Origin of the sequence: Streptomyces sp. NPDC057616 (genome assembly GCF_042800575.1) — a bacterium.
In the GTDB taxonomy this organism is placed as follows: Bacteria; Actinomycetota; Actinomycetes; order Streptomycetales; family Streptomycetaceae; genus Streptomyces.
This window is the reverse complement of record NZ_JBHVGU010000001.1, coordinates 85,159-111,579: the sequence shown is the minus strand read 5'-3', so window position 1 is coordinate 111,579 and position 26,421 is coordinate 85,159. Positions and strand designations below refer to the sequence as shown.

Genomic DNA, 26,421 nt, shown 5'->3' with positions numbered 1-26,421 from the left:
ACCCGCCTCCGCGACGGTGGACCCGGGCGGCAGTACGCGCGTGCGCCTGCGGCTGCGCAACACGGGTGACGTCGTGGACGAGTACCGCTTCGAGCCGGTCGGGTCCATCGCCCCCTGGACGACGGTCGAGCCGCAGACCCTGCGGCTGTACCCCGGGACGACCGGGACGGTGGACCTGACCTTCGCGCCACCGCGCACCCCCGACGCCGTAGCCGGTCCGAACCCGTACGCGGTCCGGATCACGCCCACCGAGCATCCCGAGGCGACGGCGGTTCCCGAGGGGAACCTGACGATCACGCCCTTCACGGAGGTGCGGGCCGAACTCGTCCCGCCGACCGTCAAGGGGCGGCTCCGCGGGCGGCCGCGCCTGGCCGTCGACAACCTCGGCAACACCAAGCTCACCGCCTCGATCAGCGGCAACGACAACGGCGACCAGCTCTCCTACGAGATCTTCCCGAGCAACGTGCAGATCGAACCGGGCCGTGCCGCGTTCGTGAAGACGACGCTCAAGCCGCGCCGCATCATCTGGTTCGGCGCCAAGGAGCAGCGGCCGTACACCCTCAATGTCGTCCGCTCGGGCGCCAACCCGCTTCCGGTGGAGGGAACTTACCTCCAGCGTGGGTTCCTGCCCCGTTGGCTGGCCACCTTCTTCGGCATCATGATCGCACTGGCGATCACGTTCGTGATGCTGTGGATCGCCTACAAGCCCGCCGTGAACAGCGGTGCCACCGAGAAGCAGGTCGAGGCGGGTGCGGCGCTCACGCCGACCCCGACGCCCACGCCGGCGCTCACCCCCGCCGAACAGCAGCCGTCCACCCCGGTGCCGGCCGAAACCGTGAAGTCGGACGGTTCGGGCGGGAGTAGTTCGGGCGGTTCAGGGTCCTCGTCCTCCGGTGGGGGCGAGAAGTCCGGTGGCGGGGCGAAGGCCACGCCCAAGAAGTCCACCCCGGCAGCGGTGGGCCGGCTCATCATCGGTCAGGGGTCCGACCGATGCGTCTACGTCCCCGGAACCAAGAACGGCGTGGGCAAGGACGGCACGCAGCTGGCGATCCGGGACTGCTCCCACTCGGCGGCCAACCAGAAGTGGGACTTCCGCGGCGACGGCACCGTGCGCTCGGTCGGCATGTGCATGGATGTGGCCTGGGGCTCCTCGGACGACGGGGCGCACATCCAGCTGGCCCGGTGCAGCGGCAACCCCGCCCAGCAGTTCGTGCTGAGCCAGCAGGGGGACCTGGTGAACCCGCAGGCCAACAAGTGTGTGGACGTCGTCGACAACAAGACCGACAACGGAACCAAGCTCCAGCTGTGGTCGTGCGCGGGCACGCCCAACCAGAAGTGGCGGGTGGAGGACTAGAGGTCCGGGGTGCGGGGCGGCCGGTGTTACCAGGCGCCCTCGCCCGGCACCAGCCGGCCCGCCTTGCGGTACTCGCGGCGGGCGCCCTCCAGGAGGTCGTCCCCGGTGACGAGGTCGTCCCGTCCGGCGGCGAGATACGCGGCGGTCACCACGGCGCTGCGGATCGAGCCGCCGGCGAGCTCGAAGTCGGCCGCCACCGTGTCGAGTTGGACGCCGTCCACGCACGGGACGTGGGACAGGCTGTGCCGCCACAGCGCCAGCCGCTGCTCGCGGTCGGGGAACGGGAAGTCCACCACCAGGTCGAGGCGCCGGGTGAACGCCTCGTCGATGTTGGCGCGCAGGTTGGTGGTGAGCAGCGCGATCCCGTCGAAGGACTCCAGCCGCTGGAGCAGATAGGCGCTCTCCATGTTGGCGTACCGGTCGTGCGAGTCCTTCACCTCGGACCGCTTGCCGAAGACGGCGTCGGCCTCGTCGAACAGGAGCACGGCGTCGGTCCGGTCGGCCTCGGTGAAGATGCGCTCCAGGTTCTTCTCGGTCTCGCCGACGTACTTGTCGACCACCGAGGACAGCTGGACGACGTAGAGATCCAGGCCCAGTTCGGCGGCCACGACCTCGGCGGACAGGGTCTTTCCCGTGCCCGACTCCCCCGCGAACAGCCCGAGCACGCCCCTGCCGCGCCCGCCGCCCGCGCTGAGCCGCCAGTCTCCGAGCACGCGGTCGCGATGGCGGGCGCGCAGGGCCAGTTCGCGCAGCTGGGTGAGAGGGCGGTCGGGCAGGACCAGGTCGGTCCAGTCGACGGCCGGGCGGATCCGCCGGGCGTGCTGTTCGAGTCCCGAGGCCGACTGCTGGCGGGCGGCGAGGCGCAGATGGGCGGGGGAGAGCGGGGTGCCGTCGAACCGGGCCAGGCTCCGGGCCGCCTGCGCGGCGCGGGCGATCCGGTCGCCGGGCAGGTGGTACGGGGCGACCGTGGCGGCCAGGTCGAAGCCCGGCTCCTCGCCGAGCGCATCCGACCAGGCGTGCAGCGCGGCCGCGTGCTGCCGCGGCACGTCCAGCGCGAGCGGGTCCTCGTCGCACCACTGCGGGTCGTACGGGCGGGGGCCGGCGATCAGCACGGGTACGTCCGTCGCGGCCGCCAATTCCCGTATCAGTGAGGCCGGTTGCTCAGGCAGGCCCATCACCACGACGGCCAGCCCGCCCAGCCTCGCCTCCCGCAGCAGGTCGGGCACGCGGTCCTCGGGGCCGGAGAACCGCAGCGCCGGGACGCCCGCGAGGTCCAGGGCCGCGGCCGCGCAGGCGACGCCGTCGCCCTCCCGGCGCTCGCGGAGATAGGCGGTGAGCGGCGGACGGGCGGTGAGGCGGGCGGCCAGCCGGTGCACGAGGCGCCCGAACTCGTCCTCCGTGGAGGGTTCTTGGACGTCGTACGGCTGCGGCGGTGCGGTCGGCGGGTGCAGATGCCCGGCGAGCGCCGCGTCGGGGGTGTCGTCGCCGAGCAGGTGTGCCACGAGCCGGTCCGGCGCCCGCAACGAGCGGCTGAGGAAGGGGCGTTCGGGCTCCTCCACGGTCAGCAGCCCGAGGCCGGACAGCGGGGCCGTCGGGTGCAGCCGGGCCCGGGCGCCCGGCGAGTGGACCGGGGCGCCGAGCAGGTCCAGGGCGAGCGAGACGGTGGCCCGGCGGCGGCTGACGTCGTCGTTGAGGTAGCCGTACAGCGGCTCGAAGGTGCGGTCCAGGTCCGGGGCGACGGCGATCAGCAGCAGCGCGGCGTCCAGCTCGGTCAGGCCGAGCCGCGCGGACAACTCGGCCAGCCGGTCGTGCGGTTGCCCGCCGGGGTCGGCCGGAGCGGGCCGCACCGGCTCCACCGGCCGCAGCAGATGCCGTACCGCCTCCTCCGAGAGGTACAGCCCGCGCAGCGGATCGCCGGCGGTCGGGTCGTCGGCGGACCGCTGCTCCACGAGCAGGGCGACGCGGTCCCGCAGGGCGTGCAGCCGGGCGACGAGGGCGGCGGCGGGGCCGGAGTCCGCCGTGTCGTACGGCGTCGTCTGCGTCTGCGTGGTCACGCGACCGGTCCCGTCCCGCGCTCGCGCCGGGTGATCCGGCGGGCGTTCCTGGCCGCGGCCACCTGGGCCGGGCGGTGGGCCCGCTCCTCGGAGACCGCCGCGGTGTCGTCCATGGTGCGGACGCGGACCGCGGCGCCCTCGGTGACGGGCGGGCCGGCGTCGTACTCCGGGTAGGCCGGGAAGGGCGCGGTGACCACGAGGTCGAGGGACGGCTTGAGTTCACCGCCGAGGGCGGACCAGATCTCCGCCATGGACCGGGCCTCGGTCTGGATGCCCGCCACCGACAGCGGCACCGTCAGCCCCAACTCGCCGAGGGCGCCCGGCAGTTCCGAGGGGGCCAGCAGTTCGCGCGGGATCAGCGTGGCCAGCACGGCGGACAGCAGGCGGTGTTCGTCCTGCGGACGTTTCGTCCACGCCGTCAGCAGGTACGACAGCCGGAACCAGCGCGGGGGCTGGCGCCGCTTGACCACCACGTCCCGCTCGTCGTGCACCGGGACGTGCCCGCGCTGACGGCGGTTGATGTCCTCACGGATGTCGTACAAGTAGGCGTTGATGGTGGGGGAGTTGCGCCGGGCGGCCCAGTCGCGGGTCGGGGCGTCGAAGGCGACGTCGATGCCGGAGCCCGCCAGCGCACCGCCGCCGAGCAGGCCCTTGAGGACCTCGTCCACCTCGTGGATCACCGTGTTGCTCCCGCCCCGCGGTGCCGGTCACCGCACGAAACCTGCCGCCGTACCCGATCCTGCCCGCGTCCGTGCCGTCCGCGCAGGCACGCAGGGGACGGCGAAGGGGCGCAATCCGCTGCCCGAGGGGGCCGCGCGAACTGCCCTTTCGATCAGATGTAGCCTTCCCGAAGGGCATACGCGACCGCGTGCGCCCGGTTGCGAAGGTGCAGCCGGGTGGTCAGCCCGTGGATCACATTCTTGACCGTGCGTTCGGAGTAGGACAGCTTGCCGGCGATCTCTCCGGTGTCGAGGCCCTCGGCGACCAGACGCAGCACGTCCACCTCGCGCGGGGTCAGCCCCGAGGACGGCACGCCCGTCCGGCCGGCGGCCCCGCGGTGCAGCGCGCCCACCTGGCTGATCAGCCGGCCCAGCAGGTCGGCGGGCAGGTCCCCGTCGCCGCGCGCGGCCGCGAGCACGGCCTGCACCAGACGGGTCGCGGTCGCCTCGTGGCGCCACACGATGGCGCCGACCCCGCACTCGATGACCTCCAGCAGCTCGCTCTCCCGCAGCGAGCTCACCACCAGCACCGCCCGCGCCCCCTCGCTGCGCACCAGCCGGCGCAGCCGGGTCAGGGCCGCCTCGTCCAGTACGTCGTCGACGAGCAGCGCGACCGTGCCGGGGCCCGAGGCGCTCTCCTCCCGGAGCTCGACCTCCGGGTACCGGCGCAGCTGGCCGATCGCGCCCTCGCGCAGGATCGGGTCCATTGCGTGCACCGCCACGGGTATCCGTTCCGGCACGTCGGCCGTCCCGGATCGTCCGGTCCGCGATGAGCTGAGCAAGCGTTTCCCCCATGTCCACGTGCCGGCCACCTCGGTGGGGTCGGCGGCCAGCGTGCACTCGTCACACTCGTGTGGCGGGTGGGGCGGTTGCAATCGTGGAGCACCACGAGCAGCACCACGAGATCGGCGGTACGGCTACCACGACGGTGCCGCGGCGTCCGGTTCCCCGATGGCGGATACCGGCCGTAGTGGGACTTGTCACGCCACCGCCCGGCGGCCGGGCCCGTCCTCGACTGCGGTACACGTCACGTCCGACCAAGGAGGCAGGGATGTCCGAAGCGTCGCCTGAGCAGCCCCGCGAACACCGGGAAGCCGCCGCGCTGTTGGCGGACGCGGCCGCGCGCGCCCGGGCCGGCACGGGCGGCGTGGTACTGCTGCGCGGGGCCACCGGCACCGGCCGCACCACGGTCCTGGACGCCGCCGCGGAGTCCGCCGCCGCGCACGGCATGAGAGTCCTGCGCGCCCGCTGCTCCCCGGGCGACGCCGCGGTGCCCTTCGCGACCGTGCACCAACTCCTGCGGCGATTACCGGCGTTCGAGCGGGCGGGCGAGGTGCAGCAGGGCGGTGAGCGCGAAACGGGCGCGGAACTGCGGCAGTTGCTGCACGCACACGCCGACGAGGCACCCCTCCTGCTCGCCGTGGACGACGTCCACCTCGCCGACGCACCCTCCTGCCGCTGGCTGGTGGAGACCGCCCGGCACGTGGACCTCCTCGCCATGCCCGTCCTGCTGGCCGTCACCGAACGCAGCCAGTACGACATCGACCCGCCCGCCCCCGGATTCAGCCACACCCTCTCGCCCGCCCTCGTCCGCACCCACACCCTCACCCCGCTCACCACGGGCTCGGCGACCGCGCTGGTGCGCGCCGACTTCCCGTACGCGTCCGGCCCCTGGGTCGCCGACTGCGTACGGGCCGGCGCCGGCAGCCCCCTGCTCCTGCGCGCCCTCCTCGACGACCTGGGCGGCTCGGCCCCGCGCCCGGCCGTACCGGAGACGTCCGCCGCGCTGTACCCGGGCGAGTACCCGGCGGCCGTCTCGTGGTGGCTGGACAGCGCCGGTCCCGGTACGGCGGAGGTGGCCCGCGCGCTGGCCGCGCTCGACGAGGGCTGGGAGCGCCGCGGCGGTGTGCCCGACCCGACCGTCGGCCATCTCGGCTCGCTGCTCGCCGAGTTGGCGGGCGCCGACCCGGCGCGGGTGACGGGATGGCTCACCGCCATGACCGGGCTCGGCCTGCTGCGGCCCGACCCGGACGGCCGCCCCCGCTACACCCACCCCCTGCTGCGGGACGCGGTGCTCACCGGGGTGCCCGTCGCCCGGCGCCGCGCCGCCCACCGGGCCGCCGCGGAGGCGATGCTGCACCGCGGCGCCCCCACGGAGACCGTGGCCCGCCAACTGCTGCTGTCCGACCCGGTGGACGGCGTGTGGGCGGCGTCGGTCCTCCAGGACGCCGCCGCCCTCGCCCTGCGCGACGGCCGCAACGACGACGCCGTCGCCTATCTGCGCCGTGCGCTCGACGAACCCCTGCCCGACGAGCGCCGCCAGCGGCTGCTGACCGAGCTGGGCTCCCTGGAGGTGACGGGCCGCAGATCCTCGGCCGGCATCCCCCGCCTGACCGAGGCGCTGCGGCTGCCCGGCACCCCGCAGGACCGGGTGCGCGCCGCGATGGCCCTGGGCACCGCCCTGGCCGGACGCGGTCGGCCCCGCGCCGCCGTCGAGGTGCTGCGCACGGTGGACGAGGAACTCGCCGGCCGCACCGACCTCGGCGACCGCCTCGACCTCGCCGGCACCCTGCAGAGCGCCTCCGCCCTGCTGTCCGACCAGGACCAGACCGTACGGCAGGAGGTGTACCGGCGGATCTCCGAGACCGCCGAGCACGCGCCGGAACTCGTCGGCCCGGCCACCCGCGCCCTGCTCGTGCGCTACGCCGCCTCCGCCGGGCTGATCTCGGCGGACGAGGCCATGCGGCAGGTGCGCGCGCTGCTCGCCCAGCCCGCCGACGCGCTCACCGAGCCGTTCCTGGTCGGCACGGCCGCCGCGGTCGCCCAGTGGGCCGACGAACTCGACGAGGCCGAACGGCTCGTGGAGCGCGGACTGGCCGGCCAGCGCCCCGGCCTGCTGCACCCCATGCACCAGGCACTCCTGAACACGCGCGCCGACATCGCGGCGGCCCGCGGCGAGTACGGGCGGCTCCCGGCCGAACCGCCTCTCCCGCCCGACGCCGGGCCCGCCAACGAGCACGCGCACACCCTGATCGCCCTCGTGGAGAGCGGCCGTACGGCCGAGGCCCGGCGCCTCGCCGACGGCTTCGACCTCCACGAGGCGCCCGACAACTGGGAGTTGAACCGGTTCCTGTACGCACGGGGGGTACAGCGAGCCGCCGACGGCGACCCGGCCGGGGCGCTGCACGACTTCCTGGAGTGCGGCCGCCGCCAGTCCGCCCGCGAGGTGGTCAGCCCGGTCGTCACGCCCTGGCGCTCGGCCGCCGCCGAATGCCGCCTCGCCCTCGGCGACCCGCACCAGGCGCTCGCGCTCGCCGAGGAGGAGCTGCGGCTGGCCCGGCGGTGGGGCACCCCCCGCACGATCGGCCGCGCCCTGCGCACGCTCGGCATCGTCACGGGCGGCCGCCGTGGGCTCGAACTGGCCGAGGAAGCCGTACGGCTCCTGCGGGACGCACCCGCCGTGACCGAACCGGAGCTCGTCGCCGCGCTGATCGCGCAGGGCCGTCAGCTGACCGCGGCGGGGGAGGGCGGGCGGGCCCGGGAGTGCCTGCGCGAGGCGGCCGAACGCGCCGAACGGCTGGGCGCGCTGCGGCTGCGGACGCTCGCCGAGGACGCCCTGCGCGAGGGCGGCGCCCGCCGCCCCGCCCTCGTCCGCACCGGCTCCGGCTCCCTGACCGGCAGCGAACTGCGCATCGCCCAGCTCGCCGCCGACGGCCGCACCAACACCGAGATCGCCGGCCTGCTGCACCTGGCCCGGCGCACGGTGGAGACCCATCTCACCAGCACCTACAAGAAGTTGGGGATACGGCGGCGAGGCGAGCTGCGGGAGGCGCTGGAGGTCGGCTAGCTCCCGGCCGGCGGCGGTGGCGGCGGGACCACGGTCGCCGTGAGGCCGAGATGGTTGTCCGGGTCCTGGAGTTCGGCGCCCTGTGTCCCCAGCATCCGGCGGACCGCAGGCTCCGGCATACGGATCACCACCGGCCTGCTGAGCGTCGTCTCGCGCTCCGCCGTACCCGTACGGCCGCTGCGCACCCGGTGGGTGACCTCGGCCACCGCCCTCACGTCCAGCGTGAACTGGACCAGCACCGAGCGCATCTTCGGCTTGTGCAGCGGCATCGAGCCGGAGGAGTTCGCCGTCGCGTCGGTCGCGCCGCCCGAGCCGCCCGCGTTGCCCATCAGCTGGTTGAGCCGGAACTCGTCCGCGTTGAGCAGCCCCGCGCCCGCGAGCCCCCGGGCCTGCCTGCCGTGGTCGGCGGAGCTCTGGCCGTCCGTCTGGGTGGGGCGCGGCGCCTCGAGACGGCTCTGGCCCACCGTCTCGAACGTCATCTTGTCGCCGACGCCCAGCACCCGCCCCGCCCGCAGCCGGGCGTGCAGCGAGGCCCGCAGGTCCTGGCCCTCCGCACCGGACGCGTGCACCGGCGGCAGGTCGACCCCGGCGGAGGTGAGCAGCGGCAGCGCGGCGGTCATCCACTCGGTCGAGATCGCCTCGCCGAGTGCGTACGCGGCGGCCTGCCCCTGGTCGCGGAACCGGTCGCCGCCGCCTGCCTGCCGTACGGCTGCGGTCATCAACTCCCGTACCTGCGGCGCACCGTGGAACCCGTTGACCTGCGCCTCCATCGGCAGCCGCACGCCCGCGGCGCGCCATGCGCCGAGTCCGGTGGGCGCCGGACCCCGCCCGGCTCGCGGCGCCGGAGCGGCCGGCGCGACCACCCGGTTCAGTGCCTCCAGGTCCTTCCGCAGGACGCGGTGGGTCAGTGCGAGCCGCCGGTCGTTCAGCACGGCGAGCCCCAGCCGCCGCCCGCCCCGGTACAGCTCCAGGCTCGCCGAGATCGGCACGCGCATCCGCGCCGACGGCGCCGCGCCCGCCTCCGCGACCGTCTTCATCCCCAGCTGCCCCCGGCTCGCGGTGCCGGTGCGGCGCGAGTCCCCGGAGGCGTAACCGGCGCCCACCGCACCACCGGTGCTCTTCAACTGGCCCACTCCGCCCTCGGGTCTGCCCGATCCGGCGAGGACGCCCTCGACGCCGCTCACCGCCCCCCGGTCGTGCGAGGTGGCGCTCTGGGAGACGGCGGAGGTGATGTACTCCATGTCCCGGCCGTCGCTCGGGTCGCCCTCGTACGTCCCCGCACCCCGGCGGGTGATCCTGAACACCGCCCAGCAGGGCGTGTTGCGGCCGTCGAGCAGTTCGACGGTGACCCCGCCGTCCATCGCGCCGGACAGCAGCCCGGCGGAGCCGTCCCGGTCGAGCACACGCAGCAGCCGCTGCACGTTGTCGTTGCGGTCCTTGAGCTGCTGCCGGGGCAGCAGGTCGTCGGCGAGGCCCTGACCCCCCTGGCGTACGAGGTCCGCGCGCAGCCTGCCCAGCAGCGGGACGAAGTCCGGCAGGTCCTCGATCATGCCGAAGCCCAGCGCCGCGTCCGCCCTCAGGGAGGGGCCGGCGGGGCGCGCCGGGGCCGGCCCGGGTGCGGCGGTCCTGCCCGCGGCCGCCCGCTCCTGAGCCATCCGCGAGCTCTCCGCCCGGCTCTCGCCGTGCGGCCGGGACGACGCCGTGGTGGAGACCGCGCTCTCCTGGTCCAGCCCGAGCTGCCGCCGGATGCGGGCCGGCAGCTGCGCCTCCGTCAGCCACACGCCCGCCGCGGCCGGCAGCGTCCGGGCGCCCTTGGCCACGTAGGGTCCGCCGCCGGTGACCTTGACCTCCGCGACCATGTTGACCAGCACGTCGCACTGCACCAGGTAGAGCGGCGCCTTCTTCGGCGTGTGGGCGTTGCGCTCGACGGTGCCGGACAGCGCGGACGCCTCGCTGTTCCCCTCGCCGCTCGTACGGAACGCGGACAGGCCCTGGCCGGTGCGCCACTCGGGGCCGTTCTCCGACACGGTGGCGCCGAACTGCACCGTGCTGGAGGTGCCCTGACCGCTCTGCCCGGCGGACTGGTGGCCGCCCAGCACGAAGGTCTCCGTGCCCGGGCCCGCGCCCTGGTGCAGGAACCTGGGGTTGGCGAGGGCGAGCCGGGTGCCGACCGCGCCGTTGAGGGCCGACAGACGGCGCGGGTAGCGAAGGTTCTTCACCACCCAGCCCGAGGACGCGGCCTGCCGCAGCGCCCCCTGGATCGCCCGCTCGCCGAGCCGCTCCTCCAGCGCCTGCCGCGGCGCGAGCCCCTCCGCGGCCAGCGTGGTGTCCCGGTCGAGGCCCTTGTTGCGGGCGGCGGCCCGGGCCAGCAGCTCATGGGCGAGGGCCCGCACCGGCTCCCCGTCGAGGGTCTCCACCAGCTGCCAGTCCTTCAGCAGGCGCCCGGCGGACGGCCTCGGGGTGAGCGTGGCCAGGTCGCCGATGCCCTCGGCGGCGAAGTCCTGGTCGGGCGCGGCGGGCGCGGCGCGGCGCGCGCCGACCACCGCGTCGAGCCGGTCCTTGCCCTCCTGGTCCAGCGTGAACTCGGTGGGCGTGAGCAGCCGTACGTCCTGTTCCGGCAGCCGCAGCCCGGCCAGCAGGGCGGACTCCGGCGCGTCCTGCCCCGGGGAGCCGAGGGTCAGGCCGCGGGCCAGCTTGCGCTGCCGGGAGGTCATCGTGACGTCCACGTCCAGCCGCAGCGGCGCCGAGAAGGCGGCGGCCGAATCGGAGCCGTTGGCCACGATGTCCGAACGGCCGGTCGGCCCGGCCTGGTTGCGCCGCGTGCCGGTGCTGTGCCGCTCGTAGCGGGCCGAGCCCGTCAGGACCCCCGGGACCATCCGGGCCTGGCCGAGCACCAGACCGCCGATCGAGCGTGAACTGCTGCGCCCGCTCAGCGAGTTGCTGGTCACACCCGAGTGGGCGCGCACCAGCCAGTCCTTGATGTCGCCCTGGTAGTCGGCGTCGCCGAGCTCGCCCCTGACCCGCAGCTGCACGTCGTGGGAGTGCATCGCCGACTTGCGGCGCAGCCGGACGGTGATGCCCGTGGACAGCAACTGGTCCTTGTTGACACGCAGGTTGGTCTCCGACAGGGCGGTCATCAGCTCGCGGTGGTTGCGCCGCTGGGCCTCCGCCTCCTCCCGGCTCGCACCGGCGCCCGGCGCGGTCGTACCGAAGCCGGGCAGGTAGCCCGCGAGCCTCGGGTCGGTGGCGAACAGCTCGCTCACCGCCCGCACCATCGGCCCGGTGTCCAGTTGGCTCAGGACCACGTTCGACCCCTTGCCGCCGTAGGCGAGATGGCGCTCCACGTCCACCTCGTCGCCGTTGTCGCCGGTCCGCTTCGGCTTGCCGGTGAACTCCCCGGCCGTCATCCCCGGCGGCAGCGGCAGTCCGAGGCTCTGCGCCTCGTCGGCCCGCAGGCTCATCCACACCCGCATCGAGTGGGTGGCGACCCGGCGCCCGGGATGCAGGATCATCTCCGCCGAGCGCGGGCCCGTGCCCTCCGCCGTGAACTCCACCGTCCCGTGGTAGAGCACCTTCTCGCCCCGGACCTCGGCACCCTGCCGGCTGGAGACGGTCTGCTCGGTCGCGGTGAAGCGCGCCTTGCGGGCCGCCGCGACGGGCATCGCCGTGCCCCGTACGACGGCCGCGTTGCCGGCCGCGCCGACCCCGATGGCCGGACCCGCGCCCGCCGTGATCGCCCGGCCCTTGCCGGCGCTCTCGGTGACCGAGGTCTGGGCCTGCTGGTGGGTGCGCAGCTGGGTCTTTCCGGTGCCCCAGGCGGGGGAGAGGCCGGTGAGTGCGGCGCGCAGACGGTAACTGCCCGCCGTCTTCCCGTCCTTGGACTGCAGGTCCTCGCCGACCACGCCGTCCCGCAGCAGCCGGGGCATGTCCTCCAGGACGGTCGCCGTGGAGGTCGCCTCGTACAGCCGCGCCAGGCCCGGGGCGCCTGGTGCGGTGAGGGAGGGGTGCAGCACGGAGCGGACGGCGTCGAACAGGCCGCGGCCACCCTGGTGCGGGGCGGCGCTGTCGGTCACGGCGAGCGGCGCCAGCGAGTCGGCGAGCGAGACGCGGCCGGGCGTGGGATCACCGGCGGCGAAGGGCGTGGGCGCGGCCGGCGTCCCGGTACCGGCCGGGACCAGATGCTCGGTCGGCACGCGCTGGCTGAGCGAGCCGGAGGCACGCAGCAGCTCCTCGTGCTCGGCACCGTGCTTCTTGATCCGTACGAGGTAGCGCACCTTGCGGACCACCTCGACCGAGCCCTTGTCGCTGCGCAGCACGCGCGGCTCGGCCACACCGCGCTGGCTGCGGGACTCCCGCGAGGACTGCCAGGGCTGCACGTTGCCGGTGGCCGCCCCGCCCAGCCACAGTCCCGGCACCACCGGCGCCAGCCCGAAGGCCAGTCCGCCCGCGCCCTTGCTCGACGAGGCACCGGCCGTGGTGCTCGTGGCGGCGGCGGTGTTGTGCTGGACGTCGACCTTGGTGTCCTTGCCCTCGGCGTCGTCGTCCAGACCGGCCTTGGGAGCGCCGTACGGGTCCGCCGGCGCCTCCTCCAGCAGGTCGTTGGGGTGGAAGACGGGCGGCCGGTCGTCGGGTGCCGGGGCGACGGAGACGGTGACGTCCCACGAGTCCTTGCCCTTGATGCCCTCGACCGCGAAGGCGCGGCCCTGCCCGAAGAACGTCTCGGGCCGCCCGGCCAGCTCGCCCGCGATGTCGGCGACCGTGCCGCCACCGTGTCCGACGACCGCGGCCACCGCGTTCTTCACGAACTCGTGCCCGGTCAGCCCGTACGCGGTCGACAGCCCGCCCGCCGCCAGATCCATCAGGTACGGCGGCAGCACCAGCCCCGGGATCTGCTCGTCGACGTCCGGCAGCGGCGCGAACGTACGTGGTACGCCCGCCCGTTGGCCGCTCCGCCGCAGCGCCTTCACCGTGGCGGCGTTCCCCGCGGAGTTCTGGAAGGCGAGCAGGGGGTGGGCGGGATCCGCGGTACGGGGCATCCGGGGTGCCGCCTGCGCGTCCCCGCTCCTGCCGCCCCCCGACCTCTTCTGTGTCCGCACGGCCTCAACGTAACCAGCGCGGACGCGGCGGGAAGTCCGTCCTTCAACTCCCCATCTTCTTGCCGTCGTTGATCCATCAAGGTGTCAACTCCGGGACATCTGACGGCCATCTGCGGCCCGGGCGGCGGCGCGAGCCGCCCAACCCGGTGGGCTACTTGAGGTAACGCCTCGAACTGGTGGACGCACCGGGGCGGTTGGGGCACCGTGGACTCCGCCGTGATGAGGCGACGATCAGGGGAGGTACGTGCGTGAGCGAGGTACGGGGGTCCGCCTACGCGCGGGAGCTGACCGATCTGCTGCAGAGACTGAAGAGCCGGGCCGACTGCAGCTACGAGGCCCTGGCCCGCAGGTCGGGCGTGAGCGGCTCCGCCCTGCACCGCTACTGCTCGGGCGCGGGCGTGCCCAACGACTTCGATCCCGTCGCCCGGTTCGGCAAGGCGTGCGGGGCCGACGCGCAGGAACTCCTGGAGCTGCACCGCCTGTGGGTCCTCGTCGACGCCGGCCGAAGACGCGGGGGTCCGGCCACGACGGTGACCACGACGAACCCCGAGACCACAACTGCGGCCACCACCGCGGCCACGGCCGGGACCACGGAGGCGACCGGCGCCGAGGCGACGGAACCGCCGGCCACCTCGCCCGACAGCCCGGCCCCCGACGGGGACTCACTGAGCCTCCGGCCGTCGTACCGCCGCCTGTTGCGGCGGTTGCGACGGTGGCCGGTCGTCCTCGGGGCCCTGCTCGTCATCGGCGCGACCGTGACGGGTGCCGCCCTCCTCACCGGCGGGTCTCCGGCGGGCGCCGACGAGTCGCGCGACCGCCCTCTCCTCACGGCGAAGTGCCGGTTCGTGGCCATGGGGCACCAGGACTCCTGCGTCCGTGAACTCCAGCTCCGGTTGCAGCAGGCCGGACTCGACCTGGAGGTGGACGGCGCCTTCGGCCCCATCACCCAGATGCGGGTCGTCGTCTTCCAGCTCCTCGCGGGGCTGGAGGCCGACGGCGCGGTCGACGACCGCACCAAACGCGCCCTCTACTCCGGCCGCGTCAAGGCCCACCCCTGGTCGCCCGCGCGGGTCGACCGGCGCATCCGCGAGGTCTTCACCGAGGACGCGGACCGCGCGAGCGGCATCGCCAAGTGCGCCTCGAACCTGGACCCGCTCTACAGCCTGGGCAACAGCAACGGCACCCGGAACTGGGGGGTGTTCCAGCTGTACGACGGCACCCTGCGCACCCTGGGCGGCACGCCCCGCAAGGCTCTCGACCCGGAGTGGAACATCCAGGCCGCCCATCGGCTGTGGGCCCGCACCCACGACTTCCGCGCCTGGCAGTCGTGCGACCAGGCGTACCGGGCGGGGGCGTCCAAGGCGAAGCCGGCCACGTCGAAGGGGCCGTAGGGGCGGGCGCGAGGACGGCCGGCGTACCGGCCGCATCCCGGCCGCCGTCCCAGCCCGTCACGTCGCCGCACGTCGCACGGGGTGGGACAGCCCGCTGTCCCGATGTCCCGCAGATCGTTGGCCGCGCCGCCCGGTGCTGCCATCGTCCTCTCCGCCGCACTCTCCGGGCGGCGTGGACGCGGCGAAAGGGCTTGGACCGGTGGGCAGTTCACGGCGTGGCGACGGCCGGTCCCCCGACCGGTCCGGCCGGCGGCCGGTGCTCCTGGACGGCGCGGTCGTGCCGGGCACGGGGGTCCCGGCGGCGGCGGGCCTGCACGCCGTACCGGCGCGGTCGGAGATCCAGCCGCCGATCGCCTGCTGCGCCGACTGGGGCGCCCGGCCGCCCGCGCGGCCGGTCACGGTGCACGCCGCGCGCCCGCACAAGGTGATCGTGCACCACAGTGCGGGCGCCGGCTCCGGGGTCGGCCCAACTCCGCACGCCTTCGCCCGGTCGATCCAGGACGCGCACCTGGGGCGGGGCCGGATCGACTCGGGTCAGCACTTCACGATCAGCCGCGACGGGCAGGTCATGGAGGGCCGCCACCGCAGCCTGGAGACGCTGCTCGGCGGCGCCGCCCTGGTCGCGGGCGCGCACACCACGGCGCAGGACACCATCGCCGTCGGCATCGAGAACGAGGGGAGCTACGGCACCGCCCAGCCGCCCTCCGAGCTGTACGCCTCGCTCGTCGAACTGTGCGCCGCCGTCTGCACCCGCTACGGCCTGCGGGCGTACCAGATCTACGGGCACCGGGACTTCACCGACACCGACTGCCCGGGCGACCAGCTCCACGCCCGCCTGCCGCGGCTGCGCGCCGACGTCGCCGCCCGCGTCGGCGGCAGCCCGGCGGCCCCCGCCTGGCCGACGCTGGCGGCGGGCGCCACCGGCGAGCGGGTGCGCAGCGTGCAGTTCCTGCTCCGCCGGCACGGGTCCGCGCCGACCGTCACCGGGACCTACGACTCCGCCACCGTGCGGGCCGTCCGCACCTTCCAGTCCGCGGTCGGGGCCCGGGTGGACGGCGTCGCCGGACGGCAGACCTGGAACCAGCTCGTCGCGCCGCTCGCCGTGGGCGGCCGCGGGGAGGCCGTCCGCGCCGTGCAGGGCCAACTGACCGCGTACGGCTCCGACGTGCGGGTGGACGGCGCCTTCGGGCCCGCGACCCGGGCGGCGGTGGCCTCCTTCCAGGCCGGCGCGTCACTGCCGGCCGACGGCGTCGTGGACGCCCGCACCTGGGCCGCCTTCGTCGCCTGACACACCATCAATCAGTAGAGGAGATGAAGGACTTGAACACCAGAACCAAGCTCGCCGCCGTCCTGGGTGGCACGGTGCTCACCGTCGCGCTCGCCACCACCGGGGGCACCGCCTGGGGCGCCCCCGGGGCATCGGCGCCCGCCACCTCCGCGGCCGCCGTGACCAAGCTGAGCCAGGCGGACGCCGCGAACCGGCTGCGGAACGCGGGGGTCACCTGGTCGTCCAGCGGCAACTGCACCGACCGCAACAACGCCCACTGCACGTCCTTCGAGCAGATCAACCTCGCGACCGTGCAGGGTGCCATCACGCTGAAGCACGCCAGCGGCTGCGCGGTCGCCATCACCGGCGGCACCGAGACGGGGCACGCCTCCGGGACGTACAGCCACTGGAACGGCTACAAGCTCGACTTCAATCCGGCGACGTGCCTGAGCAACTACATCACCGGCACCTTCACCTACATCGGCCCGCGGGCGGGCGACGGCGCCCCGCAGTACCGCGCCGCCTCCGGAAACATCTACGCCCGCGAGGGCAACCACTGGGACGTCATCTTCTACTCCTGCGGCTGCTGAACACCCGCGCCCGCGACGACGGAACAGGCGCACCACCGCGTCACCCCCCACTCCCACGACCAAGGACGTTCCGCATGTTCGGCAACCGCAGTAGATCCGGCCACCGTGCCGCCACCCGCCCGCGAAGAGGCCCGCGCCGCGCGGCCCTGAGCGCGGCCGCCCTCTCCCTGCTGGCCGCGGCCGGCACCACGGCGCTGACCGCCCCGCCGGCCTCCGCGGCGACGGCCGCGCTGTGCACGACCACGCTCAGCCCGGGCGCGAGCGGATCATGCGTGTCCGCGTTGCAGTCCAGGCTCGACCAGCTCGGTGCCCACCTCGCGGTGGACGGCTCCTTCGGCCCGGCCACCCAGAACGCCGTCGAGGCGTTCCAGGGGCGTGCCGACCTGGCCGTCGACGGCATCGTGGGCCCCGCCACCCGGGGCCGTCTCGACAACCCCGGATCGGTGAACCTCGCCACCCGGTCCGCCGCCCAGATCGAGACGATGATCCGCCAGACCTTCCCCGACAACCTGGAGGACAAGGCGATCCGGGTCGCCCGCTGCGAGTCGGGCCTGAACGAGATAGCCGTCGGCCGCAACAACAACGGCTCGCGCGACTTCGGCGTGTTCCAGTTCAACAACGGCGGCACGCTGGAGTCCTACCTCGGCACCACCTCGCGGGCCCTGGACGCGCCGCAGAACATCGCCGCCGCCTACCGCCTCTACCAGGCCCGCGGCTGGCAGCCCTGGACCTGCCGCAACGCCTGACCTCCGAACGCCGCGGCCTCGTCCGCACCGGGCTCCCCTCCCTGGACGACCCACGACCGCGGCCCCGCGCCGCCCGCCGACCCCCCGGCGGGCGGCGCTCGTGGTGTCCCGGTGCGGTGGAAGGCCCCGTCGCGTCTATGTAAGATTCAATCTACGTAAGGTTTCATCTGCCTTTCTGGTGAGGGAGTCCGCCGATGGAGTTCAAGGGCAGAGCGGCCGACCTGCAGCTCCTGGGACGGCAGCTGGAACTGGTGCGTGCGGGCGCGGGGGCCACCCGGGGCCAGGCCGTGATCATGACCGGGCGCCGCCGGGTGGGGAAGTCGCGCCTGGTCCAGGAGTTCTGCGACCGGTCAGGCTCTCCCTATGTGGTCTTCCAGGCGACCCGGGGCCGTAACGCCGTGGCCGAGCGGGCGGATTTCGCCGGAGTGCTCGCGCAGTCCGCCGTGCCGGGAGCGGAGTTGGTGGCCGGGCTGCGGGCCACGGACTGGAATCAGGCCCTGCGCTCGCTGGCGATCGCCCTTCCCGACGACGTCCCGAGCATCGCGGTGATCGACGAGGTGCCGTGGCTGGTGGAGCAGGACGCGGAGTTCGAGGGGGCCCTGCAGACCGTCTGGGACCGCCACCTGTCGGCCAAGCCGGTGCTCCTGATCCTGGTCGGCAGTGACATGTCGGTGATGGAGGCCCTGCAGTCGTACGGCCGTCCGTTCTTCGGGCGGGCGACGAAGATGACCGTGCAGCCCCTGAACCTCGCGGATGTCCGGGCGATGACCCGGCTGGCCGCGGCGGACGCGGTGGACGCCCTGCTGATCACGGGGGGCTTTCCGGAGATCGTCCAGTCGTGGCGACCCGGGATGAGCCGGAGGGACTTCCTTCGCGAGGCCATGGCGAACCCCTTGGCGCCACTGCTCGTGGCGGGCGAGCTGTCGCTGCTGGGGGAGTTCCCCGAGGCGTCGCACTCGCGGGCCGTACTGGAGGCGGTCGGCACCGGTGAGCGGACCTTCTCCGCCATCGCCGCACAGGCCGGCGGCGCGCGTGCGCTGCCGTCGGGCACACTGTCTCCCCTGCTCAACACCCTGCAGGCCAAACGGGTCGTGGCGGCGGACCTGCCGCTGTCGGCGAAGGCCGACACCAAGAACAAGCGGTACCGGATCGCCGATCACTACCTCCGGTTCTGGCTGGCCTTCCTGCAACGGGGGATGCCCCTCATCGAACGCGGCCGGGGAGACCTGGCTCTGGAACGCATCGAGCGCTCGTGGACGACCTGGCGCGGACGTGCCGTGGAGCCCGTCGTCCGCGCATCGCTGCTCCGGCTGCTGCCCGACGGCCGCTGGCCGGAGACGGAGGCGGTCGGCGGCTGGTGGAACCGGCAGAACAACCCCGAGATCGACCTGGTCGGCGCCGACCGCGAACCAGTGGCGGGCGCGGTGCACTTCGTCGGCTCCGTCAAATGGCTGGAGTCCCAGCCCTTCGGCAGGCGGGAGTACGACGCCCTCGCGCGGGACGTGCTCGCCGTGCCCGGCACCGGACCGGACACCCCGCTGGTCGCCGTGTCACGCAGCGGAGTGGCCGGCGATCTGCCCCTCGCCGCCCACTGGGGTCCGGAGGACCTGGTCCGCGCCTGGGAGTAGGCCTGGACGGGGGCGGGGGCGTGCCCGTCCGTCAGGCGAGCGTCACCTCCACCGGCAGCTTCTTGATGCCGTTGACGAAGTTGGAGCGGACCCGGGGGACGTCGCCGGCCAGGCGGATGTCGGCGAGGCGCGGAATGAGCTCCTCGAACATGATGCGGATCTCGGTGCGGGCCAGCAGGTTGCCCAGGCACAGGTGCGGGCTGCCCTTGCCGAAGGTGACGTGGTCGTTGTTCCCGCGGGCCACGTCGAAGTCGTAGGGGTTGCCGAAGACCTGCTCGTCGCGGTTGCCGGAGGCGTACCACATGACGACCTTGTCGCCCTCCTTGACCCGCTTGCCGCCGAGCTCGACGTCGCGGGTCGCCGTGCGGCGGAAGTGGTAGACGGGGGAGGCCCAGCGCAGGAACTCCTCGACCGCCGTGGGGATCAGGGACGGGTCGTCCTTGAGGCGGGCCAGCTGCTCGGGGTGCTGCAGCAGGGCCAGCATGGAGTGGGTGATGGTGTGGCGGGTGGTCTCGTTGCCGGCCACCACCAGGAGCAGGAAGTAGTTGTCGAAGTCCTGCGCGGACAGCGGGACTCCGTCCCGCGGCATCGTGTTGACCAGCTTCGAGACCAGGTCCGTGCCCTCGCCGCCGCGCCGCTGCCGCGCCAGCTCGCGGCCGTACTCGAAGACCTCGATCGACGCCGGGGAGCGGAAGGGCAGGTCGCGGTACCTCTCGCTCTCCTCGCTGTGCAGCAGCACGTCCGCGTAGTCGGGGTCGGTGTTGCCGATGATGCGGTTGCCCCAGTCGATGAGCTGCTGGTTGTCCTCGGAGGGGACGTCCAGCAGACGGGCCAGGACGTTGATGGGGAAGTCCGCGGAGACGTCGGCCACGAAGTCGAAGCTGCCCTTGGCCAGCGCCGCGTCCAGCGTCTTGGCGGTCAGCCCGCGCAGGAAGTCGCTGTAGCTGTTGATGACGCTCGCGCCGAACTGCCGCTGGATCACGCTGCGCAGCGCGCGGTGGCGGACGCCGTCCATCTCCAGGATCGAGGCGCGCTTCTTGATCTGGTCCTCGTCGACCTCCTCGAGGTTGACGAACTTCGTCGAGGTGAAGGTCTCCGGGTCGCGGTCGACGGTGGCGATGTCCGCGTGCCGGGTGACCGCCCAGAAGCCGGAGTTGGGCGCCTCCTCGGGCTGCCAGTGCACCGGGTCCTCGTGGCGCAGCGTGTGGAACATCCGCCACGGCGTGATGCCGTCGGCGAAGTTGTCGAGGTTCGCGAGGTCGACCTGCTCGATCGGCAGCGGCTCGGCGAGGGCGGCGCGCAGCTCGGCGCGGGTGGTGGGGACGGCGGGAACGGTGGGACTGGTCATGGCGGTGAATCTCCTGGACGAAGGCGTCGGCGGGACTGCGGCTGCGGCCGCGGCGGGATCACAAGTGGTACGCGTACTCGGTGAACTCCCAGTCCGTGACGTGCCGGCCGAAGCGCGCGAGTTCGTCGCGCTTGTAGGTGAGGAAGGAGCTGGTGAACGCCTTGCCGAGCACCTCGGTCAGGGCGGTGTCCGCCTCCAGCGCGTCGAGCGCGGCGGACAGGGTCTGCGGGAGCAGGGCGGCGCGGGTGGTGTCGTAGCCGTAGCCCTCCAGCGGGGACGGCGGCTCCTCGCCCGCCCGCACGCCCAGCAGCGCGGCCGCGATGGTGCCCGCGATCAGCAGGTACGGGTTGGCGCTGGCGTCGCCCAGCCGCAGTTCGAGCCGGGCCCCGCGGCCCCGCTCCGGCGGGATGCGGACCATGGCGCTGCGGTTGTCGAGCCCCCAGTCGATCAGCCAGGGCGCGAGCGTGTCGGGGCCGAAGCGCTTGTAGGAGTTCACGGTCGGGTTGGCCAGCGCCGCGAGCGCGGGGGCGTGCGCGACGATGCCGGCGACGGCGTGCCGGGCGGTGGCGGAGAGGCCGTAGGAGCCCGCCGGGTCGTCGAAGGCGTTGCGGCCCTCCTCGTCGTCGCAGGACAGGTGGAGGTGGAAGCCCGAGCCGCCCGCGTCACCGAAGGGCTTGGCCATGAAGGTGGCCAGGTTTCCTTCCTGGCGCGCCAGTTCCTTCACGGCGGCCTTGAAGCGGAAGGCGCGGTCGGCGGCGTCCAGGGCGGCGGAGTGGGTCAGGTTGATCTCGTACTGGCCGCCGTCGAACTCGTGGTTGCCGGTGATGACGCCGAGCCCCAGGTCGCGCAGGTGCCGCAGGGTGCGCAGCAGGTGGTTGCCGGGGTCGGCGCGCAGGCCGGCGGTGTAGACGGAGCCGGTGGTCTCCGGCGAGCGGCGCCAGCCGGTGGGGGTGCCGGGGGCGGGCTCCAGCAGGAAGTACTCCAGCTCGGGGCCGACGACGGGGCGCAGCCCCTGCTCGGCGGCCCGGGCCAGCACGGTGCGCAGCAGGTCGCGGGGCGACTCGGGGGCCGGGGCGCCGGTGGCCGGGTCGGTGACCTCGCCGAGACAGGTGGCGACGCCGGGCTCCCAGGGCAGGACGGCCAGCGTGGACAGGTCGGGGCGGACGGTCACGTCCGGCAGGCCGGCGTCCAGACCGCCCGCGACCGCGGCCACGTCGCCCTGCGGGCTGGTGTGGTAGACGGCGCGGCAGAAGGCCAGGCCGTGGTCGCAGGCCGACGGCAGGTGATCCAGCAGCACGTCACGGGCGCGGTCGGTGCCGATCAGGTCGGGGTAGACCACCCGGACGACGTCGACGCCCTCGGCAGCGAGCCGTTCCATGTGCCGGCGGATGTCTGGAGTGGCGGATGCGCTCACCGGTGTCTCCTTGGCGGAAGGGTGGGGGACTCCCAGGCGTACTCCGGACCTACGGAGATGTCACGGAGCTATTCGTTTGAACCCGAACGGTATGGAGGGAGTCGGCGCCCCGCAAGGGGGTGGTGCAAAAAATTTATCCATCTGGACAGCTATTGACCAGGGTCCCCGGGCTTCCTATGTTGTTTGAAGCCAAACGAGTCAGGGTGGCGGCTTCCCCGGAAACCGTCCCCTGTGGCCGAGGGGCCCGGTCCGTCCGGGCCGGGCCCCTCTTTCCGCTTCCCGCCCCGACGCCTCACCCTCAGGAGGACCGCCATGAAGGTCGTCGTCGACATGAACAAATGCCAGGACCACGGCCAGTGCGTCTTCGCGGCCCCCGACGTCTTCTCCATGGACGAGGCCGGCCATCTCGCGTACGTGTCCGACCCGGACGACGCCCTGCGCGACGAGGTCGAGGAGGCCGCCGACGTGTGCCCCCTCCAGGCCATCCGGATCGAGGCCTGACATGGGCGGCCGTATCGTCGTCGCCGGCGCGTCGATGGGCGGCCTGCGCGCCGCCGAGCAGCTGCGCGCCGCCGGCTGGACCGGGGCGATCACGGTCGTCGGCGACGAGCCCCACATGCCCTACAACCGGCCCCCGCTGTCCAAGGAAGTGCTGGCCGGCAAGGCCCCCTTCGAGTCGCTGGCCTTCACCCCGAAGGCGGTCGCCGCCGACGTGGAGTGGCTGCTCGGCGCGAAGGTCGTCGAGGCCCGCCTCGACGAGCGGACGGTCGTCCTCGACGACGGCACGCCGCTCTCCTACGACGGACTGGTCGTCGCCACCGGCATGCGGCCGCGGCGCCTGCGCTGCCCCGGCCCGCTCACCGGCCGGCACACCGTGCGCACCCTCGCCGACGCCCAGGGCCTGCGCGACGAGCTGACCCGCCCCGGCGCCCGCGTCGTCGTGGTCGGCGCCGGATTCATCGGCTGCGAGGTCGCGGCCACCGCCGTGGGACTCGGCGTCCGCGAGGTCACCGTCGTGGACCCGCTGCCGCTGCCCATGGCCGGACCGCTCGGCGAACTGCTCGGCCGGGCCCTGCTCGAGCGGCACCAGGAGCGTGGGGTGCGCTTCGAACTGAGCGCCACGGTCGCGGGGTTCACGGGCGTGGACCGCGTCGACGGCGTCGTCCTCGGCGACGGCAGGGTCCTTCCCGCCGACGTGGTCGTGGAGTCGGTCGGCTCCGTCGCCAACGTCGAGTGGCTGCAGGGCAACGGCCTCGACCTCACCGACGGCGTGCTCACCTGCGAGCAGCTGCGCGTCGGCGGCCGGCCCGAGGTCGTCGCGGTCGGCGACGTCGCCCGCTTCCCCAACGCCCGCTACGACGGCGTGCCCCGCCGCGTCGAGCACTGGTCGATCCCCACGGACACGGCCAAGCACGCCGCGAAGGCTCTCGTCGCCCATCTCACGGGTGAGGAACGGGAGTTGGCGCCCTTCGCGCCGCTGCCCACCTTCTGGAGCGACCAGCACGAGTTCCGGCTGCAGTCCTTCGGGGCGCCGGTCCTCGGCAAGGACGACGTGCGCGTCCTGGACGGTGATCCCGGCGGGGACGTCCTCGTCGGCTACCACACCGACGGCCGGCTCGTCGGCGTCGTCGCGCTCGGCGGCCAGGCCGCCGCCATGGGCGCCGCCCGCTATCGCGCCCAGCTCCTGAAGCAGCCCGCCCTCACCGCGTCCCTCACCGCGTAAGGAACCCTCCCTGATGTCTGCTGTCCGTGGTTACTTCCACCCCAAGACGGCGACGGGCGCCTCGTCGCTGATCCCGTCCCCGCCGTGGCGCTACTCGGGCGACCTGCTCACGATCGAGTACCGCACCGACCCCGCCCGGGTGCGCGAACTGCTGCCCGAACCCCTGGAGCTCGCGGACGAGGACCCCGGCGCGGTCGCGCTGATCTGGGCCGACTGGCAGTCCTGCTCCGCCTCCGGCGACGAACTGCTCGACCCGGTGCTCGCCCAGTACAAGGAGGCCTTCGCGGTCGTCCGCTGCAAGTACCGCGGCCAGACCTACACCCGCTGCGTCCACATCTGGGTCGACAAGGACTTCGCGATCGCGCGCGGGCTGCACCAGGGCTACCCGAAGAAGCTCGGCTCCATCCACCAGACGCGCCCGCATCCCTACGGGCCCGCTCCGCGGATCGAGGCCGGCGCCCGCTTCGGCGCGACCCTCGCCGCCGCCGACCGCCGCCTCGCCCAGGCCGTGGTGACCCTGCGCGAGCCGTCGCAGACCAACGGCTTCGTCAACGGCCACCCCATGGCCCACCACCGCTGGCTGCCCTCGATCGAGAAGGGCAAGGGGCTCGCGCTGGACGAGCTGATCGAGTCCGGTGCGGCCTCCTTCGAGGGCGGGCAGCCGTGGACCGGCGACGCCGAGCTGGAGCTGTTCGAGGCGCCGACCGAGGAGCTGGCCCGCCTGGAGATCCGCGAGCCGATCGCCGCCTACTACCGGCAGGTCGGAGTGGTCTGGGACGGCGGCCGCCTGCTGGAGTCCGGCACCTCCGGTGCCGAGTGACCCCCGCACACAGCAAAGGACCTGGAGACCGGACATGACCGAGCACACCCTCACGGTGGCCGGGGTCGCCGTCGACACCCGGCACTGGATCGGCGGCGAGCGCGTCGCCTCCGCCGGCACCTTCACCGACGTCTCGCCGATCGACGGCAGCGTGATCGGCGAGATCGCCCGCGGCACCGCCGCCGAGGCCGAGGCCGCCGTCGCCGCCGCGAAGGCCGCCTTCCCCGGCTGGGCCGCCACCCCGCGCGCCGAACGCGCCCGGCTGCTGCACGCCGTCGCCGACGGCGTCGAGAAGCGGATCGACGAGCTCGCCATCGTCGAGACCACCGACAACGGCGCCCTGCTGCGCTCCCACCGCCGCGGCGTCATGCCGCGCGTCGCGCACAACTTCCGCTTCTTCGCGGACCGGCTGCTCACCCTGGAGCACGAGGACTTCGAGACGCGCGGGCACACCAACCACGTCAGCTGGGACCCGGCCGGACCCAGCGTGCTGATCACGCCGTGGAACGCCCCGCTGATGCTGTCCACCTGGAAGGTCGCCCCGGCCCTCGCGGCCGGCAACACCGTGGTGCTCAAGCCCGCCGAGTGGTCCCCGCTGACCGCCTCGCTGCTCGCGGACATCGCCGCCGAGGCCGGGCTGCCCGCCGGGGTGCTCAACGTCGTCCAGGGCTACGGCTCCGAGATCGGCGACGCCCTCACCGCGCACCCGGACGTGCGCCGCATCAGCTTCACGGGCTCGGTGCCGACGGCCCGCCGCATCAGCGCTTCGGCGGCGGCGAACCTCACCCCGCTCAGCCTCGAACTCGGCGGCAAGTCCCCGCTGCTGGTCTTCGCCGACGCCGACCTCGACCTCGCCGTCGACCTCGCGGTGGAGCAGTACGACAACGCCGGGCAGGTCTGCCTGGCCGCCACCCGCATCCTGGTCGAGGAATCGGTCGCCGAGGAGTTCACGCGCCGCTTCACCGCCAAGGCGGCCGGCCTCGTGCAGGGCGATCCCCGCGACGAGGCCACCGACATCGGCCCCAACATCCACCCCCGCCAGCTGGAGAAGATCGACGGCTTCGTGCAGCGGGCGCTCGCGGCCGGCGCCCGCGCCGTGATCGGCGGGCACCCCGAGGACGGCCAGTACTACGCGCCGACCCTGCTCACCGACGTGGCGCAGGACAGCGAGATCGTCCAGGAGGAGGTCTTCGGCCCCGTTCTGACCCTGCAGACCTTCCGCACCGAGGAAGAGGCCGTACGCCTGGCCAACGACACCCGCTTCGGGCTGGCCGCCACCCTGGCCACCGGCGACAAGGAGCGCGCCGGGCGCGTCACCGCCCGGCTCGTCGCGGGCACCGTCTGGGTCAACTGCTTCTTCGTCCGCGACCTCCAGGCCCCCTTCGGCGGCTCCCGCCACTCCGGCGTCGGGCGCGAGGGCGGCACCTGGAGCTTCGACTTCTACTGCGACCTGAAGAACACCGTCACCGCCCCGAAGGGATGGAAGGACCATGGGTGAGATCGTCGGGGCGGGCCTGCTCGCCCACGTCCCCACCATCGTGCTGCCCGAGGCAGACCGGCTGGAGCTGAACGAGGGCAAGGAGATCACCCTCGTCACCGGCCTCCAGCAGCTGCGCACGGAGGTCTTCGAGCGGGACGACTACGACACCGTCGTGGTCCTGGACTCCCACTGGGCGACCACCGTCGAGTTCGTCGTCACCGCCCAGCAGCGCCGGGCCGGGCTCTTCACCTCCGAGGAACTGCCGCGCGGCATGTGCCGGATGCCGTACGACTTCCCGGGCGACCCCGAACTCGCCCACAACATCGCCTCGTTCGCCGACAAGCACGGTACCTGGATCACCGCGATCGAGGACGATCACCTGCCGATCTACTACGCCACCGTCAACCTGTGGAAGTTCCTCGGCGAGGGCCTGCCCGGCAAGCGCTGGGTGACCGTCGGCGTCTGCCAGACCGGCGACATGGAGGACCACCTGCGGCTCGGGCGGGCGCTCGCCGACGGCATCGCCGCCACCCCCGGCCGCCGCGTCCTGCTCATCGCCTCCGGTGCCCTCTCGCACACCTTCTGGCCGCTGCGCGAGCTGCGCGACCACGAGGCGAGCGACCCCTCGCACATCTTCACCCCCGAAGCGCGGGCGGCCGACGAGGAGCGCGTCGCCTGGTTCAAGGAGGGCCGCCACGACAAGGTCCTCGACACCATGGACGAGTTCTGGAGGTTCAAGCCCGAGGCGAAGTTCTTCCACTACCTGATGATGGCCGGCGCCCTCGGCGAGCAGGCCTGCACCGCCCGCGCCCGGCAGTACGGCGAGTACGAGAACTCCATCGGCACCGGCCAGGTCCACCTGTGGTTCGACCGCCCGGCCGACGGCTGGACCGGCACCGGCCTGCCCGCCACGTCCGCCCCGCGCACCCCCCACAGCCGCTAGG

18 protein-coding genes are annotated in these 26,421 nt (G+C 73.8%); 12 read left to right on the top strand and 6 right to left on the bottom strand.

The features are described 5' to 3' along the window. Window positions 1–16 precede the first annotated feature (16 nt). On the top strand, window positions 17–1,354 hold the full coding sequence (locus ACFU97_RS00500; protein WP_384249469.1) for a ricin-type beta-trefoil lectin domain protein: 1,338 nt from the start codon (window positions 17–19) through the stop codon (window positions 1,352–1,354). A 26-nt stretch (window positions 1,355–1,380) separates the two neighbouring features. On the opposite strand, the gene ACFU97_RS00495 is transcribed toward ACFU97_RS00500, so the two are convergent. The 3 genes from ACFU97_RS00495 to ACFU97_RS00485 all read right to left on the bottom strand — a co-directional run bounded on the left by ACFU97_RS00495 (window position 1,381) and on the right by ACFU97_RS00485 (window position 4,909). Continuing rightward, window positions 1,381–3,408: an AAA family ATPase gene (locus ACFU97_RS00495; protein ID WP_384248849.1), complete on the bottom strand. Its 2,028-nt coding sequence runs from the start codon at window positions 3,406–3,408 to the stop codon at window positions 1,381–1,383. Then, entirely contained in the window at window positions 3,405–4,088 is a 684-nt protein-coding gene (locus ACFU97_RS00490) for a DUF4255 domain-containing protein (protein ID WP_384248846.1), read from the bottom strand. The genes ACFU97_RS00495 and ACFU97_RS00490 overlap by 4 nt, the downstream gene beginning before the upstream one ends. A gap of 152 nt (window positions 4,089–4,240) precedes the next feature. Continuing rightward, window positions 4,241–4,909 carry a LuxR C-terminal-related transcriptional regulator gene (locus tag ACFU97_RS00485; protein WP_384248843.1) on the bottom strand — a complete coding sequence of 223 codons (669 nt, stop codon included), beginning with the start codon at window positions 4,907–4,909 and terminating at the stop codon, window positions 4,241–4,243. A 269-nt stretch (window positions 4,910–5,178) separates the two neighbouring features. On the opposite strand from ACFU97_RS00485, the gene ACFU97_RS00480 reads away from it, so the two are divergent. Further along, window positions 5,179–7,974 (top strand): AAA family ATPase, encoded by a 2,796-nt coding sequence (locus ACFU97_RS00480; RefSeq protein ID WP_384248841.1) that lies wholly within the window; start codon window positions 5,179–5,181, stop codon window positions 7,972–7,974. On the opposite strand, the gene ACFU97_RS00475 is transcribed toward ACFU97_RS00480, so the two are convergent. Then, window positions 7,971–13,070: a hypothetical protein gene (locus ACFU97_RS00475; protein ID WP_384248839.1), complete on the bottom strand. Its 5,100-nt coding sequence runs from the start codon at window positions 13,068–13,070 to the stop codon at window positions 7,971–7,973. The two genes, ACFU97_RS00480 and ACFU97_RS00475, sit on opposite strands and share 4 nt — an antisense overlap. 248 nt (window positions 13,071–13,318) lie before the next feature. Here ACFU97_RS00475 and ACFU97_RS00470 point away from each other — a divergent pair, with 248 nt between their 5' ends. The 5 genes from ACFU97_RS00470 (at window position 13,319) to ACFU97_RS00450 (ending at window position 18,692) form a co-directional block, all read left to right on the top strand. After that, window positions 13,319–14,461 (top strand): peptidoglycan-binding protein, encoded by a 1,143-nt coding sequence (locus tag ACFU97_RS00470; protein ID WP_384248837.1) that lies wholly within the window; start codon window positions 13,319–13,321, stop codon window positions 14,459–14,461. Between the two features lie 199 nt (window positions 14,462–14,660). Further along, window positions 14,661–15,749 (top strand): N-acetylmuramoyl-L-alanine amidase, encoded by a 1,089-nt coding sequence (locus ACFU97_RS00465; RefSeq protein ID WP_384248834.1) that lies wholly within the window; start codon window positions 14,661–14,663, stop codon window positions 15,747–15,749. A 23-nt stretch (window positions 15,750–15,772) separates the two neighbouring features. Further along, window positions 15,773–16,318, top strand: a complete 546-nt coding sequence (locus ACFU97_RS00460) for a hypothetical protein (protein WP_384248831.1) — start codon at window positions 15,773–15,775, stop codon at window positions 16,316–16,318. Window positions 16,319–16,392: 74 nt separating this feature from the next. Beyond that, entirely contained in the window at window positions 16,393–17,064 is a 672-nt protein-coding gene (locus ACFU97_RS00455; protein ID WP_384248828.1) for a peptidoglycan-binding protein, read from the top strand. 194 nt (window positions 17,065–17,258) lie between these two features. Further along, window positions 17,259–18,692 carry an ATP-binding protein gene (locus tag ACFU97_RS00450; RefSeq protein ID WP_384248826.1) on the top strand — a complete coding sequence of 478 codons (1,434 nt, stop codon included), beginning with the start codon at window positions 17,259–17,261 and terminating at the stop codon, window positions 18,690–18,692. Between the two features lie 31 nt (window positions 18,693–18,723). On the opposite strand, the gene ACFU97_RS00445 is transcribed toward ACFU97_RS00450, so the two are convergent. Both ACFU97_RS00445 and ACFU97_RS00440 read right to left on the bottom strand, forming a co-directional pair. After that, window positions 18,724–20,040, bottom strand: a complete 1,317-nt coding sequence (locus ACFU97_RS00445) for a cytochrome P450 (RefSeq protein WP_384248823.1) — start codon at window positions 20,038–20,040, stop codon at window positions 18,724–18,726. Between the two features lie 58 nt (window positions 20,041–20,098). Further along, complete coding sequence (locus ACFU97_RS00440) at window positions 20,099–21,454, bottom strand: glutamine synthetase family protein (protein WP_384248821.1); 1,356 nt, start codon at window positions 21,452–21,454, stop codon at window positions 20,099–20,101. A 312-nt stretch (window positions 21,455–21,766) separates the two neighbouring features. Between ACFU97_RS00440 and ACFU97_RS00435 the strand changes: the two genes are divergently transcribed. Genes ACFU97_RS00435 through ACFU97_RS00415 form a run of 5 tightly spaced genes read left to right on the top strand, consistent with a single transcriptional unit; the run spans window position 21,767 to window position 26,420 of the window. After that, window positions 21,767–21,955: a ferredoxin gene (locus ACFU97_RS00435; RefSeq protein ID WP_359498288.1), complete on the top strand. Its 189-nt coding sequence runs from the start codon at window positions 21,767–21,769 to the stop codon at window positions 21,953–21,955. A 1-nt stretch (window position 21,956) separates the two neighbouring features. Next, window positions 21,957–23,177 (top strand): NAD(P)/FAD-dependent oxidoreductase, encoded by a 1,221-nt coding sequence (locus ACFU97_RS00430; protein ID WP_384248818.1) that lies wholly within the window; start codon window positions 21,957–21,959, stop codon window positions 23,175–23,177. A 13-nt stretch (window positions 23,178–23,190) separates the two neighbouring features. Then, window positions 23,191–23,997, top strand: coding sequence for an acetoacetate decarboxylase family protein (locus ACFU97_RS00425; protein WP_384248816.1), 807 nt, complete (start codon window positions 23,191–23,193; stop codon window positions 23,995–23,997). Between the two features lie 34 nt (window positions 23,998–24,031). After that, window positions 24,032–25,495, top strand: coding sequence for an aldehyde dehydrogenase (locus ACFU97_RS00420; protein WP_384248813.1), 1,464 nt, complete (start codon window positions 24,032–24,034; stop codon window positions 25,493–25,495). Next, a complete protein-coding gene (locus ACFU97_RS00415) occupies window positions 25,488–26,420 on the top strand; it encodes a 3,4-dihydroxyphenylacetate 2,3-dioxygenase (RefSeq protein WP_384248811.1) in 933 nt (310 codons plus the stop codon). The genes ACFU97_RS00420 and ACFU97_RS00415 overlap by 8 nt, the downstream gene beginning before the upstream one ends. Window position 26,421: the final 1 nt, after the last annotated feature.